General features: G+C 62.7%; 14 protein-coding genes. 6 read left to right on the forward strand and 8 right to left on the reverse strand.

Annotated features, from left to right (window positions below):
* Positions 1 to 4 precede the first annotated feature (4 nt).
* Positions 5 to 1,351 carry an HlyD family type I secretion periplasmic adaptor subunit gene (locus ACODR6_RS17090; protein WP_489023189.1) on the forward strand — a complete coding sequence of 449 codons (1,347 nt, stop codon included), beginning with the start codon at positions 5 to 7 and terminating at the stop codon, positions 1,349 to 1,351.
* An 82-nt stretch (positions 1,352 to 1,433) separates the two neighbouring features.
* Entirely contained in the window at positions 1,434 to 1,925 is a 492-nt protein-coding gene (locus tag ACODR6_RS17095; RefSeq protein WP_112711593.1) for a hypothetical protein, read from the forward strand.
* On the opposite strand, the gene ACODR6_RS17100 is transcribed toward ACODR6_RS17095, so the two are convergent.
* Entirely contained in the window at positions 1,922 to 3,130 is a 1,209-nt protein-coding gene (locus ACODR6_RS17100) for an MFS transporter (RefSeq protein ID WP_489023191.1), read from the reverse strand. The genes ACODR6_RS17095 and ACODR6_RS17100 overlap by 4 nt on opposite strands.
* Before the next feature lie 90 nt (positions 3,131 to 3,220).
* Between ACODR6_RS17100 and ACODR6_RS17105 the strand changes: the two genes are divergently transcribed.
* The 3 genes from ACODR6_RS17105 to trmFO all read left to right on the forward strand — a co-directional run bounded on the left by ACODR6_RS17105 (position 3,221) and on the right by trmFO (position 6,956).
* The gene (locus ACODR6_RS17105) at positions 3,221 to 3,667 is read left to right on the forward strand and encodes a winged helix-turn-helix transcriptional regulator (RefSeq protein WP_489023472.1); all 447 of its coding nucleotides are present in this window, start codon (positions 3,221 to 3,223) and stop codon (positions 3,665 to 3,667) included.
* 133 nt (positions 3,668 to 3,800) lie between these two features.
* Positions 3,801 to 5,450: a GNAT family N-acetyltransferase gene (locus ACODR6_RS17110; RefSeq protein WP_489023193.1), complete on the forward strand. Its 1,650-nt coding sequence runs from the start codon at positions 3,801 to 3,803 to the stop codon at positions 5,448 to 5,450.
* Positions 5,451 to 5,522: 72 nt separating this feature from the next.
* Complete coding sequence (gene trmFO, locus ACODR6_RS17115) at positions 5,523 to 6,956, forward strand: methylenetetrahydrofolate--tRNA-(uracil(54)-C(5))-methyltransferase (FADH(2)-oxidizing) TrmFO (protein WP_489023195.1); 1,434 nt, start codon at positions 5,523 to 5,525, stop codon at positions 6,954 to 6,956.
* A 7-nt stretch (positions 6,957 to 6,963) separates the two neighbouring features.
* Here trmFO and ACODR6_RS17120 read toward each other — a convergent pair whose 3' ends face one another.
* The 5 genes from ACODR6_RS17120 to yajC form a co-directional block, all read right to left on the reverse strand.
* Complete coding sequence (locus tag ACODR6_RS17120) at positions 6,964 to 7,434, reverse strand: hypothetical protein (RefSeq protein ID WP_489023197.1); 471 nt, start codon at positions 7,432 to 7,434, stop codon at positions 6,964 to 6,966.
* Between the two features lie 70 nt (positions 7,435 to 7,504).
* Positions 7,505 to 8,356 carry a phytoene/squalene synthase family protein gene (locus ACODR6_RS17125; protein ID WP_489023199.1) on the reverse strand — a complete coding sequence of 284 codons (852 nt, stop codon included), beginning with the start codon at positions 8,354 to 8,356 and terminating at the stop codon, positions 7,505 to 7,507.
* A gap of 2 nt (positions 8,357 to 8,358) precedes the next feature.
* The gene (locus ACODR6_RS17130; protein ID WP_112711586.1) at positions 8,359 to 8,745 is read right to left on the reverse strand and encodes an Mth938-like domain-containing protein; all 387 of its coding nucleotides are present in this window, start codon (positions 8,743 to 8,745) and stop codon (positions 8,359 to 8,361) included.
* A 4-nt stretch (positions 8,746 to 8,749) separates the two neighbouring features.
* Positions 8,750 to 11,293: a protein translocase subunit SecD gene (secD, locus tag ACODR6_RS17135; protein WP_489023201.1), complete on the reverse strand. Its 2,544-nt coding sequence runs from the start codon at positions 11,291 to 11,293 to the stop codon at positions 8,750 to 8,752.
* A 33-nt stretch (positions 11,294 to 11,326) separates the two neighbouring features.
* Positions 11,327 to 11,674 carry a preprotein translocase subunit YajC gene (yajC, locus tag ACODR6_RS17140; RefSeq protein ID WP_112711584.1) on the reverse strand — a complete coding sequence of 116 codons (348 nt, stop codon included), beginning with the start codon at positions 11,672 to 11,674 and terminating at the stop codon, positions 11,327 to 11,329.
* 209 nt (positions 11,675 to 11,883) lie between these two features.
* Between yajC and ACODR6_RS17145 the strand changes: the two genes are divergently transcribed.
* A complete protein-coding gene (locus tag ACODR6_RS17145; protein ID WP_489023204.1) occupies positions 11,884 to 12,756 on the forward strand; it encodes an ATP-binding protein in 873 nt (290 codons plus the stop codon).
* 72 nt (positions 12,757 to 12,828) lie between these two features.
* Here the strand turns inward: ACODR6_RS17145 and ACODR6_RS17150 are convergent, their stop codons facing one another.
* Together ACODR6_RS17150 and ACODR6_RS17155 are read right to left on the reverse strand one after the other, a co-directional pair.
* On the reverse strand, positions 12,829 to 14,436 hold the full coding sequence (locus ACODR6_RS17150; protein ID WP_489023206.1) for a LysM peptidoglycan-binding domain-containing protein: 1,608 nt from the start codon (positions 14,434 to 14,436) through the stop codon (positions 12,829 to 12,831).
* A gap of 166 nt (positions 14,437 to 14,602) precedes the next feature.
* The gene (locus ACODR6_RS17155; protein WP_112711581.1) at positions 14,603 to 15,256 is read right to left on the reverse strand and encodes a protein-L-isoaspartate(D-aspartate) O-methyltransferase; all 654 of its coding nucleotides are present in this window, start codon (positions 15,254 to 15,256) and stop codon (positions 14,603 to 14,605) included.
* Positions 15,257 to 15,259 lie beyond the last annotated feature (3 nt).

The following is a 15,259-nucleotide window of genomic DNA, read 5'->3' on the forward strand; positions in this document are numbered from 1 at the left end:
CGAAATGGCTCATACCAGTCTGCAGACGGTCAACAATCCGGTCGAATGGTATAGCGAGGTTCCGCGCTCGATCCGCTATCACACGATGATCGGCCTTGCCGTGCTGATCATATCCTTCGGCAGCTTCGGCTTTTGGGCCGGCACCGCGCCGCTTGCCTCGGCGATCATCGCCCAGGGGAGCTTCGTCGCAACCGGCAACAACAAGATCGTCCAGCATCTCGAAGGCGGCATCATCAAGGACATGCGGGTCAGCGAAGGCGACGTCGTCAAGGAAGGCGACGTGCTGCTGACGCTCGATCCGACTGCAGCGCTCTCCAACGACCGCATGCTGAAACTGCGGCGTCTGCGTCTGGAAGCCGTCGTTGCCCGCCTGCATGCCGAGGCCGCCGGCGACCGGGATTTCAAGATCCCCGACATCGTCTTGGCCGAAGCCAGCGACCCCGACATCGGCTCGATCATCCAGAGCCAGAACATCGTCTTTCACAGCAAGCAGGTGAAGCTCGAGGAGCAGCTGAACCTGATCGAGAAGAACATCGCTTCGCTCGAATACCGCTATAAGGGCTATAGCGGCCAGAAGGACTCCTTCGACCGGCAGCTGGCGCTTTTGACCGAAGAGCGCGATTCCAAGGCCCGCCTCGTCAAGGTCGGCTATATGCGCAGGACCGATCTCCTGGCGATCGAGCGCGCCATGGCGGATGCAATGGGGGATATTTCGCGCCTGCAGGGCGAGCTCAACGAAAGCGAGGCTGAGATCGCCAAGTTCCGCCAGGAAGCGATCATTGCCGTCAACTCCAACAAGCAGGCAGCGCTCGATGCGCTGGAAACCGCTGAATCGGATCTCGACAGCGTGCGCGAGCAGGTGCGCGAGGCACAGGGCGTGCTCGAGCGAACCGTCATCCGCTCGCCGGTCAACGGCACGGTCGTGCGCGCCTATTACCACACCGCCGGCGGCGTTATCACCACCGGCAAGCCGATCATGGAAATCCTGCCGGCCCATGTGCCGCTGATCATCGAAGCGCAGGTGCTGCGCACGTCGATCGACCAGCTGCATGAAGGCCAGACGGCGGCGATCCGGCTTTCGGCGCTGAACCGGCGCACGACGCCGGTACTCAATGGCAAGGTCTTCTATGTCTCGGCAGACTCGATCGAAGAGAATGCCGGGCTGCAGACCAAGGACGTCTACATCGTGCGCGTCGAAATCCCGGATTCGGAGATCGCCAAGGTGCATAATTTCCACCCGGTTCCCGGCATGCCGGCCGACGTGTTGATCCAGACCTCGGAGCGCACCTTCTTCGAATATATCACCAAGCCGATCACCGACAGCATGTCGCGTGCCTTCAAGGAGCGCTGAGATTTATAATACAAAGAGACTAGGAGCTTCCGCCGCGGATCTGCAGTATTCTCGCTCGCAGGATCGGTTGGTGGAGGCTTCTATGGCGGCCATGTCTGACGTGCTCTTGCGGGTTGGGCGACTGAACTATGTCTGGACCAATACCGAGAGCCTGCTGATCTATGTCATCGCCCACCTTCTCAGGGTGGAGAAGGATGCGGCGATCGTGGTGTTCCTGACGCTGAACACCACACGGGCGCGCATCGACCTTGTCGAGCGCCTTGCCAAGCTGCACTCGACCCCCGCTTCCGACCGCAAAACCATCCTTCACATGATGATGCGGCTGAAGAAGGAATCGAAGATGCGCAACAAATACAATCACTGCATCTATTCCTTCGACGACAAGGGGCAGATCTCCTCCACGCAGCTGATGCGGCTTGTCGAGGACGACAAGGAAATCCGCTACGGCAAGGTGGAGCAGCTCGACCAGCGGGAGCTCGATGCGCTTGAGCGCTCGATCGGCGAGATCGTGGCGATCAGCAATTCGCTCTGGGAGTTCATCCATGCCAGCGAGCATGCCTCGGCGCATATCTAGGCCCTCGGCATCGGCCGCGTGATCCACCAGAAAACCAGCGCTATCACGCTGAATGAACAGCCGAGCGCACAGACGCCCGGCCAACCGGCATGTGCGTAGATCATCGTCGAGGTGATGGCGCCCAGCGCGCTGCCCGCGGAGTAGAAGACCATATAGCCGCCGACCAGGCGGCTTCGTGCTTCCGGGCGGGCGGCGAAGATCAGCGTCTGGTTGGTGACATGCACGGCCTGAACGGCGAAATCGAGCGCGACGACGCCAAGCAGGAAGACCGGCAGAGAAGCTGCCAGGCAGAGGATTGCCGCCCAGGAGATTGCCAGCAGTGCCAGCGAAGCGCCGGTGACGGGTTGCGCCAAACCGCGATCCGCGAGCCGACCGGCGCCGCTTGCCGCCAGGGCACCGGCAACGCCCGCCAAGCCAAACAGGCCGATAGCCGTATGCGACATGAGATAGGGCGAAGCGCTCAACGGCAGGACCATTGCCGTCCAGAGCGTGCTGAAGCTTGCGAAGATCAGGAAAGCCAGCACGGCCCTTGCCCTGAGCAGGGGATCGCGCAGGAAGAGCTGCGGGACGGATCGGAGGATCGCGACATAGCCTTCCTTCGAACCGGGTGGCTTTTCACGCGGCAAGGTCTTGGCCAGGAGCATGCTCATGATCAGCATCAGCATTGCCGATGCTAGATAGACGGTCCGCCATCCACCGAGATCGGCGAGCAGCCCGGCCCAGAGGCGTGCGGCGAGAATGCCGACAACGACACCACTCGTCACCAGCCCCACGGCCCGGCCCCGCTCCTCGGGTCCTGTCAGCGACGCGGTCAGTGCGACCACCACCTGAACGACGATGGACAGCAGCCCGAGAGCAATCATCGCGACTAACAGCATGAATGTTGATGGCGCCAGGCCGACGGCAGCGGCGGCTGCGGCAAGCATCATTGTCTGGCCGATCACCAGCTGGCGGCGATTGGCGATATCGGCGAGCGGCACGATCAGCAGCAGACCCGCGGCATAGCCAATCTGCGTCAGCGTCACGACGATGCCGATATCGGCGGTCTCGAGGCCGAAATCGGCGGCCATCGAGCCGAGCAGCGGTTGGGCATAATAGACATTGGCGACGCTTGCGCCGCAGGTCGCAGCGAAGAGAAGAAGCGTCCAGGGACCGAGGTTCGATTTTACCCCGGAAGACGATGGGGTGTCCTTGAGGAAGTCCATAAGCGTGATCCCGATTGAATCCAGTTCAATGATGAGACCACTTGAGGTGCGTGCATTCCAGTTCTATTTTAGAACCGGAATGGAGGACTGATAATGAAGCGGAAGAGTTTTCGCGAGGCCGAGTGCCCGGTTGCACGTAGCCTCGATGCGATCGGCGACTGGTGGTCGCTGCTGATCATTCGCGACGCCTTCGACGGCATCACCCGCTTCAGCGCCTTCCAGCAGAATCTCGGGATTGCCAAGGGCATGCTGGCAACCCGGCTTCGCGACCTGGTGGAAGCCGGCGTTCTCGACCTCGTGCCTGCCTCCGATGGCAGCGCCTATCAGGAATATGTGCTGAGCGCAGCAGGGCGCGACCTCTTCCATGTCATCGTCGCCCTGCGCCAATGGGGCGAGGCGCATCGCTACAGACCGGGCGAGCGCCGCTCGGTTCTCGTCGATACCGAGAGCGGCGCGCCGGTTGCCCGGCTGGAACTCCGCGCCGCCGATGGCCGGCGGATTGCCTGGCCAGATACCGAGGTGCTTGCGCCGGGCTAATGTGGCACGCTGCTAACCCGCAAGGCTAGCCCGATTTGATGCCGGTTTTTATCCGAACGGCATATTTGATGCCTGCCGTTTCCCCATAGAATGCAGGTTCCCGAACTGTGTAAGGGGTGTTGGGAGGGGGATGATGCGCATTGACGTGATCGACACGGAGGCCGGTTTCGACGGGCTCCGCGAACAGTGGGAGCGGGTCTATGGAAACGATCCCTACGCCCAGCACTTCCTCTCCTGGATCTGGCTGAAGCCCTATCTCGCGCGGCGAAACCGCTGGTTCGTGCTGGCACTGCGCGAAAAGCCGGAAGGTTCACCCTACGTCGCCTTCTTCCCGTTACGGGTAGTCACGCAGCACGACGAAAAGACCGGCCAGTTCATCGACGAGATCATCATGGCCGGCAACTGCTCGGCCGATTATACCGGCTTCCTCGCCGAGCCTGCCTATGAGCAGAACGCCATCGAAGGCTTCTCTCAATATCTCAAGCAGCAGAACTGGACGCATCTGAAGGTCGAGTTCTTCTACGGGCCGCAGGAGCGCCGCGACGCCTTCCTGCGGGCGCTGGAAGGGCCTGACGTGATGTTTCGCGACAGTTCGCCGAAGAATGCCGAGAATATCGACAATTGCATCTGCCCGGTCGTCCATCTGCCCGACAGTTTCGACGTTTATCTCGACACCAGCATGAGCAGCCAGACGCGTCAGAAGCTGCGCCGCTTCATGCGCAAGGTCGAGGCCGACGAGAACTACCGGATCACTATGGCGACGCCGGAGACGATCGAGCGCGATCTCGACATTCTCTTCAGGTTCTGGCGGATCAAGTGGCTTGCCAAGAAGGGCGAGGAACGGACCGACCGGCTGATCGCCGGGACGCGGACCCTGCTCATGGACAGCTTTGCGACCGGCAATCTGGATGTTCCCGTTCTCTGGTATGGCGACCGGCCGCTCGGCGTGCTGGCCAACATGATCGACCGACAAAAGAAATCGGTCCTATTCTATATCACGGGCCGAGACGAGGAGTGGAAGACGCCCTCTCCCGGTCTCATCCTGCACGCTCACTGCATTCGCAAGGCGATCGCCGAGGGTTTCAAGACCTACGACTTCCTGCGCGGCACCGAGCCCTACAAGTATATGTTCGGGCCGCAGGAGCGGCAGCTCTCCTGCACCATCTTCCGCAGCCGCACCGGCCGCAATCTCGGCGAGGTCATCAACCGGCGCAGCGTCGATTTCATCTATGAGCGGGCGCTCGACATGTACCGGCGCGGCGACAAGGCCTATGCGGAGGCCGCCTTCAAGCAGCTGCTCGCCACCGTGCCCGGCCATATCGGCGCCGAATTCGGGCTCGCGAGCCTGACCTTCGACCGCGGCATGCTGCCGGAGGCCGAAGCCGCTTTCACAGCGCTGATCGGCCGCGTCAAGGATCCCGCCCCCGTCTATCTGAAGCTCGGCGAGACACAGCTGGCGCTCGGCACCTATGATCAGGCCGCCAAGACCTTCGGCAAGATCATCCAGATCGCGCCATATGATGCACAGGCCTATTACAAGCAGGGCGTGGCGCTGGCCGGCGCCGGACGGAAGGACGAGGCCGCCCGCTCCTTCTCGATGATCGAGCAATTCAACTACGACGACCCGAAGCAGCAAGCCTATGCAGAGAAGGCGCGCGATGCCCTGCGCCGGATCGTCACCGAGCAGATGCCGGAGCCGAAGGTACGGGCGAAGAAAGCCAAGCAGGCGAAGCGGGTGCTGCCGTCACGGCCGAAATTCGAGCGGGAGCCGGCCTTCTCCTGATCGTGGTGCGAAGCCCTGCCTTTTTGAACGCGGGAGTTTCCTGCGCTGACGAGGCGTGATAATCAGCCGCCCATGACCAAGACCTCTTCCCACTCCCCCATCCATGTCATCGGCGGCGGCCTCGCAGGCTCCGAAGCTGCCTGGCAGATCGCCAATGCCGGCGTCCCCGTTATCCTGCACGAGATGCGCGGCGTTCGCGGCACCGATGCGCACAAGACGGATAGCCTTGCCGAGCTCGTCTGCTCCAACTCCTTCCGCTCCGATGATGCGACCAGCAATGCCGTCGGCGTCATCCATGCGGAAATGCGCATGGCCGGTTCGCTGATCATGGCCTGCGCCGACAAGCATCAGGTGCCCGCAGGCGGCGCGCTTGCCGTCGACCGCGACGGCTTCGCGGAAGCCGTGACCAGGGCGATCGAGGAGCATCCACTCGTCACCGTCGTGCGCGAAGAAGTCGCCGGCCTGCCGCCGAAGGAATGGGATCAGGCGATCATCGCCACCGGCCCGCTGACGGCGCCTTCGCTGGCCGAAGCCATCCAGGCCGAGACCGGCGCCGATGCGCTCGCCTTTTTCGATGCCATCGCGCCGATCGTCTATCGCGAGAGCATCGACATGGATATCTGCTGGTATCAGTCGCGCTACGACAAGGTCGGTCCCGGCGGCACCGGCAAGGACTATATCAACTGCCCGATGACCGAAGAGCAGTACAATGCCTTCGTCGATGCGCTGATCGCCGGCGACACAGTCGGCTTCAAGGAATGGGAAGGCACGCCTTATTTCGACGGCTGCCTGCCGATCGAGATCATGGCAGAGCGCGGCCGCGAAACGCTGCGCCACGGGCCGATGAAGCCGATGGGTCTCACCAACTCCCATAATCCAACGGTGAAGGCCTATGCCGTCGTGCAGCTGCGACAGGACAATGCGCTGGGCACGCTCTACAATATGGTCGGCTTCCAGACGAAGCTGAAATACGGCGCGCAGGCGGATATCTTCCGGATGATCCCCGGTCTCGAGAATGCGGAATTTGCCCGCCTCGGCGGCCTGCACCGCAACACCTATATCAATTCGCCGACGCTGCTCGACCACTCGCTGACGCTGAAGTCGCGCCCCGGTCTGCGCTTTGCCGGTCAGATCACCGGCTGCGAGGGCTATGTCGAAAGCGCCAGCGTCGGTCTTCTGGCCGGACGCTTCGCGGCTGCTGAGCGCAAAGGCGAAGCGGCATCGCTACCGCCTGTCACGACGGCGCTTGGCTCTCTGCTTGGCCATATCACCGGCGGCCATCTGGTGACTGACGAGGAACCGGGCAAGCGCTCCTTCCAGCCAATGAACATCAATTTCGGCCTCTTCCCGGAGCTGCAGCCGGGCTCGATCGTCAAGCCGGAGGGCGTCAAGCGCTTCCGCGGCAAGGACAAGACGATCATGAAGCGTCAGCTGATCGCCAAGCGGGCGCTTGCCGATTGCGCCGCGTGGCTCGGCCAGAACGTACCGCTCGCCGAAAGCGCCTGATCAGAGATCAATGATTGTTGGCTGCCGGCTTTTCGGCCGGCGGCAGCACCAGATCGGCATCGGCGACATAATTGCCGAGCAGCCAGAGCGAGACTTCGGACGCCTCCTTGGCGGAGACGAATTCGAAAGTGCCGTTCTGATGCGGATGGTCGAGGAAGTCGATCACCAGTCCCTTGCCCGTTTCCGAGCTTGCGACCCGCACCCTGCCCGGCTGAAGCACATGGCAGGAGAAGTGGCGGTGCATGCTGCGCATGAAACCAGCCTTGTTGTCATGCAGGCGCACGAGGACCACCTGGCCATCGGCCGTTGCCTGCAGCTGGCGGATCGCCTCATGCGGGAAGGCGCGATTGAACTCGAGGATCGCCAGACCCATGTCGCGCAAACCCTCTTCATCGCGGTTCTGCGATGCCATCCGCGTCGCCACGAAGGCTAGCAGGAACAGGGCTGCGAAAATGACGATCCAGACGATAATGCTCAACGCCGTTCTCCAAAAGGACTTGCGGTTGCCGCCTTATAATGCCTGAGCCTTGCGCGAGTTTGAACTCGGCTCAGATTTTCTTGCGCATCATCGCCATGGTCATGGCGAATTGGCGGCGCCATTGGGCGGATTGCAGCGGCTGGCCTAAGAGCCCTGCCCCTGCCTTCTGCGCCTTCTTCAGCACCGGCTCGGCGATCGTCGCCGGCAGGAAGGCCGGGAAGACGCTTGCCGGAAGCGTTGCCGCCCGTGCCTTTGCCAGATGATCGCGGCCTAGACCGGCGAAGGCCTCGATGGCCGCCGAAATCCTCGCCTTGTCCTCGCCCGCAAGGAAGCTGTCGCGGTCGAGGCCAGTGGCGCTCAGGATTTCAAGCGGGATATAGACCTGCCCGCGGTGGCGGTGCAGCGGCATCAACAGCAGCATGCCCGCAATCGCCTGCGCGACACCTGCATGGCCCGCCGCATCGGCGGACTTCGCGGCATCCTCGGGCGACAGGACGAGGCTTGCGAGCTGGATCAGCGCCGAGGCAGTTTCGCCGGCATAGCCCTCCAGCGCGCTGCGGCTTTCCATCGGATCGTCATAGAGATCGAAGATGCGCGCCTCGATCATGTTGACCAGTGTCTGGCGCGGCAGGCGGTGCGCCTCGATGGCGGTCAGCAGTTCGGCGGCAACCGGATTGGCTTCGGTCGAGCCATGGGCGCTGCCTTCCAGGAGGTCGCGCCAATATTGCATGCGCACCTCGCCCGGCAACGGCTCATGAACGAGATCGCGCACCTTGGCAAGTTCGGCATTGAAGGCATAGAGGGCAACGAGTGCGGCGCGCTTGTCCTCCGGCGACAGCAGGCTCGCGAGATAGCGGTCGCGATCGTTGTCGCGCAGCATCGCCAGGCAGATCTCCTGGTTTCCAGGCTTCGTCTCGGACATGGTCAGACCGCGATCAATGCCGCTGCGACCGCGCGGGATTCGGCAAGCATGATGTTGTAGGTGCGAACAGCAGCGCCGGTGCTCATCGGATCTGACGAGATGCCTCGCGCCTTCAGCGCCTGCTTCAATTCCGGCGGCAGGCGGCGAAGCTCCGTACCGGTGCCGACCAGCAGCACCTCGATATCGCCGGCTTCATCGAGAACCTTCGTGAAATTCTCGACCGACAGCGGCTTGGTCATATCCATATCCCAGCCGTGGATGCCCGAGGGCAGGCATAGGATGGAGCCGCGATGCGACATGTCGGCGAAGCGGAAGCCGCCATTGCCATAGGTGTCGATGGGCGCGCGGCCCGGGAAATGGGCCTCGCGGATTTCGATGCCTTTTGCCATGATTTTAGACTGTGGCCTTTCCAGGTGTGCCGCCGGCCGTCTCGTTCTCATCCTCGTCGTCGTAGGATTTCGGGCGAAGCCTGAAGAGAATCAGGACCGGCGCAGCAATATAGATGGAGGAGAAGGTGCCGACGGCAACGCCAAAGAGCATCACCAGCGCGAAGGGCCGGATCACCTCGCCGCCGAACAGCGTCAGCGCTAGGAGCGCGAGCAGCGTCGTTGCGGCCGTCAGGATGGTGCGCGACAGCGTCTGATTGATCGAGGCATCGATCAGGATCGGCAACGGCATGCGCGTATAGCGTTTCAGGTTTTCGCGCATGCGGTCGTATACGACGACGGTATCATTCAGCGAATAGCCGACAATGACGAGCAGCGCCGCGATACTGGTTAGGTTGAACTCGATGCCGGTCACCACGAAGAAGCCGAGCGTCAGGATGACATCGTGCAGCGTGGCGATGATCGCGCCGATCGCAAACTGCCACTCGAAGCGGATCCAGATATAGATCAGGATTGCCAGCAGCGACGCGAGAACGCCGAGCGTCGCGGTGCGGGCAAGCTCGCCCGACACGGCCGGGCCGACCACTTCCAAACGGCGGAAATCATACTCGTCCTGCAATTCGCTGCGCACCAGCGAGATCGCCGACTGTTCGGCATTGTCACCGCCGCCCTGCGACTGCAGGCGGATCATGGCACTGGCCGGATCGCGCAGCCGCTTGACCTCGACATCGCCGAGATTGAGCTCGCTGAGACGCGAGCGGATATCGTCAGCATCGGCAGTACCGTCCTTCGAGCGGGCCTCGATCAGCGAGCCGCCGGTGAAGTCGACGCCGAGATGCATGCCTGCGGTCGCGACACCCAGCATGCAGACAAGCGAAAGGGCTGCGAGCGCCGTGAAAGTGTAGCGGCGGATGCCGATGAAGCGGACTGCGGTACCGTCGAAGACATCCGTATGGACGCTCTTCGGCAGGTGCCTCAAGCGGCGGCGGCGCACCCATGCCTCGACCAGTGGACGGGTGAAAAGGAAGGCGGTGAAAGCCGTGGTGATGATCCCGGCCGCCAGCGTCACGGCAAAGCCGCGGATGGCGTCGCTGCCGAGATAGAAGAGGATGGCGGCGGCCACCAGCATGGTGATGCTGGCATCGACCACGGTCATGAAGGCGCGCGAATAGCCGGCGGAAATCGCCTGATCCAGATGCAGGCCGGCCTTCAGCTCCTCGCGGATACGCTCATAGATCAGCACGCAGGCATCCACGGCGATGCCGATCATCAGGACCATGCCGGCAAGGCCGGGCAACGTCAGCGGCGCGCCGAAAACGGTGAGCACGGCGACGATCATCAAAAGGTTGACCAGCAGAGCAACGCTGGCGATGACGCCAAGCATGCCGTAGAGGCCGATCATCAGCCCGGCCACCAGCACGGCGCCGATGATGCCGGCGATCAGGCCGGCATGGATCGCATCACCGCTGAGGCCCGGATCGATCGTCCGCTCCTCGACGATCGTCAGCGCCGCCGGCAGAGGGCCGGAGCGCAGCATGGCGGCAAGGTCTTCGCTCTCGTCAGGCGAATAGTTCAGCGGAATGCGGCTGCTGTCACCGACCGGCAGCTTGCTAAGCTCGGGCGCCGTCAGCACCTGATCGTCGAGCAGGATCGCCAGCGTGCGACCGGCATTCTTTTCGACGAGATCGGTAAAGCGGCGCGAGCCGTCGAGATTGAAATTGAAGGTCAGGACGGACGTATCCGGCGTCGGGCCTGGTTCGATGGCGAAATCACCGAGATCGGAGGCATGCAGCACTTCGGCGCGCTCGACGAGATAGGCGATCGGCGGGTCATCCTGCGAATAGACGATCTCGGATCCGGGCGGCACGCTGCCGGCCATCGCATCCTGTGCGCTGACGCTCGAATCGACGAGGCGGAAGGTCAGCTTGCCCGGCTGGCTCAGCAGGTCCTTGAAGCGCTGCGGATCGCCGAGACCCGGGATCTGGACGACCAGCCGGTCGCGGCCCGCGGGCGTGATGATGGGATCGATGCCGCCGGCTTCGATGGCGCGATGGGCAACGATCGCGACCGAGCGCTCCAGCGCCGAGGCGAGCCTACGATCGATCGCCTTGTCGCTGATCTGCAGGTTGATCTGGCCGTCATTCGCCTTGGTGATCGCGATATCGGCATCGGGAACGCCGCCGGCCGGTACGGCGAGCGGTGCGAGCAGAGACAGCGCACGATCGGTCTGGGCGGCGTCGGTAATGCGCACCTGGACCGTCTGGGCGTTTCCGGCAAGTCCGGTATAGCGGATATTGGCATCGCGCAGCCGCGTGCGGACGCTGGCAACGGTGCTTTCAAGCCGGCTCTGGACGATATCGGCGCGGTCGATCTTGACGACGAGATAGGCGCCGCCCCTGAGATCGAGGCCCGGCGTCAGTGCCTTGTGCGGCAGCCATTGCGGCAGGGAAGCAAGTGTATTGGGGGAGAAAAGATTTGGCGCGGCGGCCAGTGCCGCCGCGACGATGGCAAACCAGATCAGAAGAGTTTTCCAAAGGGAAAATTGACGCATTCTGCCTTTCCGATCTGGCTGCCGAAAGCAATGTTATGCAGCGTCGGCCTTGACCGGCTCGCCCTTGACGCGAACATCGGCGATACCGCTGCGGACGACGCGAACGCGAACGCCATCAGCAATTTCCACTTCAACTTCCTTGTCGTCAACGACCTTCGTGACCTTGCCGACGAGACCACCGGCGGTGACGACCTGGTCGCCGCGGCGGATGGCGGAAAGCGTGTCGGCGCGCTTCTTGGCCTGGGCGCGCTGCGGACGGATCAGCAGGAAATACCAGACGACCATCAGCGGCACGAACAGGATGATCATTTCGAAGCCGGAGCCGAATGGCGACGCGGCAGTATCCGTTGCGGCCTGGGCAAATGCCGGGGTGATGAACATTGATAAACTCCTCAGCTGCGGGCGGCGAAATTCCGCCTCTCTTTTCAGTGGCCGGACTATAGTTGCGGTAAGAACGAATGCAACAAAAACAGCCGTGAGGCGTACCGAATCCGCTGCCTGATAACCTTTCGGCTGTGGAAAGGCCATGCTACCCCGCCACGAAAGACGACAGACGGTCTCCGGCCGCACGAAATTCAGGAGGACATCGCATGACTGACGAGATCAACAGCGTCATTCTGCAGGAGCTCAAGAGGCTGACGGCGGCCGTCGAACGGCTGGCAGGTCCGCCACCGGCGGTCAATGACTGGACGACGGCAGACTGCTTCGTATGGTCGCCCGCCCGCCAGCATCTGCAGCCGGTGGCACGGCCGAACCGTGTGGCGCTGAAGCTGATCCGCGGCGTCGATCATGTCCGCGACATCCTGCATGAGAACACCGTGCGCTTCGCCGAAGGGTTTGCCGCCAACAACGTGCTTCTCTGGGGCGCGCGCGGCATGGGCAAGTCGTCGCTGGTCAAGGCCGTGCATGAGGATGTGCGGCGTGAGAGCGGCGTATCGCTGAAGCTCGTCGAGGTTCACCGCGAAGACATTGCCAGCCTGCCCGCCCTGCTCGACCTGATGAAGGATGTGCCGCACCGGATCATCGTGTTCTGCGACGACCTCTCCTTCGATCATGACGACACCGCCTACAAGTCGCTGAAGGCAGCGCTCGACGGCGGCGTCGAGGGACGCCCGGACAACGTGCTGTTCTACGCAACGTCGAACCGCCGCCACCTTCTGCCGCGCCACATGATGGAGAACGAGCAGTCGACGGCGATCAACCCGTCAGAGGCTGTCGAGGAGAAGGTGTCGCTGTCCGATCGCTTCGGCCTCTGGCTCGGCTTCCACAAGTGCAGCCAGGAAGATTATCTGACGATGATCGACGGCTATGCCGATCACTTCAAGCTGCCGCTCGAGCGCGAGAAGCTGCATGCCGAGGCGCTGGAATGGGCGACGACCCGCGGCGCCCGCTCCGGCCGTGTTGCCTGGCAATACGTGCAGGACCTCGCCGGGCGCATGCGTATCAACCTCGCCCGCGATTGAGACGAGACAAGTCCCCATAACGCAAAAAGCCCGGCTCGAAGCCGGGCTTTCGCATTTCCCCGTACGCGCTAACTATTCGAGGAACGTGATCGGATTGACCGGCGAAGCATCCTTGCGGACTTCGAAGTGAACCTGCGGCTGCTTGACGTTGCCGCTCATGCCGGAGACTGCGACGGTCTGGCCGCGCTGGATCTTCTGGCCGCGGGTGACGCTCAGCGTATCGGCATTGCCGTAGACGGTGACGGTGCCGTCGTCGTGGCGGACGAGAACCGTGTTGCCGAGTTCCTTCAGGCCGTTGCCGGCATAGATGACGACGCCGTTTTCGGCGGCCTTGATCGGCGTGCCCTGCGGAACCGAGATGTCGATGCCGTCGTTGCGGCTGCCGTTGACGTTGGCGCCGTAGGCGGCGATGACCGCACCGCGAACCGGCCAGCGATACTTGCCGATACCCGTTGCTTCCGGAGCCGCAGAAGCGACGTCGGACTTCTTCTCGACTTCGTCGACGGTCTGTGTCGCAGCCGGTGCCTTGTAGGCGGCAGGCTGGTTCGATGCGGTTTCGGTTGCCGCCGGAGCAGCAGCCTTCGGCTCGGCGGCCTTTGCCGGGATCGAAGCCGTCTTCATCTGGTCGGTACCGGCAGAGCCGCCCGGAATGGTCAGCGTCTGGCCGATGCGGATCGAGCTTGCCTGCAGGTTGTTTGCAGACTTGATGGCGTCGACGCTGGCGCCGGTCGCCTTGGCGATCTTGGCAAGCGAGTCACCCTGCTTGACCGTGTAGCTGCCGGCACCAGCCGGAGCCTTGCCGCCAGCTGCCGCAACCTTGCCCATGGCACCGTCGGCAGTGACCTGCGACTTGTCGCGGACCGTGTTGGCGCCCGGCAGAACGGCGACGTTCTGTTCCGGTGCCTTGTAGGGCTCGGGAGCCTTGCCCTGCTTGGAAAGGTCTGCCGTCTGCGCCGCCGACTTCGCGGCATTGCTGCCGCCGTTGAAGGTCGGGATCAGGATCGTCTGACCGGGCTGAATGGCCGAGGCAGACTTCATGTTGTTGACGCGGAGAATTTCCTTCTCCGGAACGCCGTAGCGGCGGGCGAGAACGGCGAGGCTTTCGCCCGGACGAACCGTGACCGACGGAGCGTTCGAGGAAGACCAGCCGCTTGCCTTCGGCGTGGAACCGGTCGTCAGATTGTCCGGAGCCGCAAGCTTCGGTGCAGCCTGCATCTTGCGCGGAGCGGAAGCCGAGGGCGATGCCGGGAACGGCTGAGCAAGCGCTTCCTGACGTTCGCGGGAAGCGGACGGTGCAGCGCCCGTCGGAGCCGAGAGCTCGGAACGCTGAACGGTGACCGGAGCCGATGCCATGCGGGCATTGGAGCGGATCGCGCCGGTCGAAGCCGGGTAAGGCTGATTGTAGGACTGGTTGTTATAGGCCTGATTGTTGTTGCCGTAGGAAGGCTGCATTGCGCCGCCGCCCTGCATGTCAGCCTGCGGAACCGGATCACCCTGCAGACCGCTCATGCTGCGGCGCGGGACCGAACCCGTCGTCATCTGATCTTGACCGGAACTGAAAAGACCGCCGCTGAAGCGCGACACATCGGAACTGCAGCCTGTCGCCGCACTCGCCAGCAAGGCGACAGCCAGAAGATTGAAGGCCGACTTTCCGAACTTTGGCGAAACACAAAAACTCATGACACGACCCACTCACAACGCAACCATTTGTGGGAGTATTAAAGCGCGTTAGTATTACCACGCGGTTAAAGCGCTGGAATTGGAGCGTTTTTTTAGAGGAATTGATAACCATAGTTTTGCGGGTGAGAAATCGCAGCCCGCAGGGACCGGCGCGTGGCGCCTGAGATCAGAGCTGCGAAGCGAGCCGTGGAACGATGGGCAGGTAGGGAACGGTGAAGAGCTCTTCGCGCTCGAAGCGGCTGCCGGTCTTCGTCAGACGCACCATCCGGCACTCGTCATCGGAGATCATCAGCGGCGCGATCATGGAGCCGCCGGAGACCAGCTGGTCGGTGTAGAATCGCGGCATCGAGGCGAAAGCGGCGGTGACGAGAATACGGTCGAAGGTGCCCTCGCCCTGCAGGCCGTTGCTGCCATCGGCCTGGCGCACGATGATGTTGCGCAGGCTGAGCTGGTCCATGCGCTTCTGCGCGTTGACGACCAGCGTCTTGTAGCGGTCGATCGTCAGAACGCGCTCGGCCATGCGGCCCATGACGGCGGCCATGAAGCCGCTGCCCGTACCAACTTCGAGCACGCGCTGGCCCGGCTTGACCTTCAGGTGATGCAGGATGCGGACGGCTGTATCGACACCTTCAACGAACGAACCGCATTCGATCGGGATCGTCCGTGTCGAATAGGCGTCTTCAGCAAATTGCGGCGGTACGAAGAGCGAGCGCGGCGTCTGCTCGACTGCGGTCAGCAGATCGATGTCAGAAATGCCTTCGGCGCGCAGCCGTAATACGAGGGCCGCAAAACCTTCCTTCTCGACCAGCCGTGCTGACAATGC

This window comes from Rhizobium sp. FG96 (assembly GCF_057808655.1).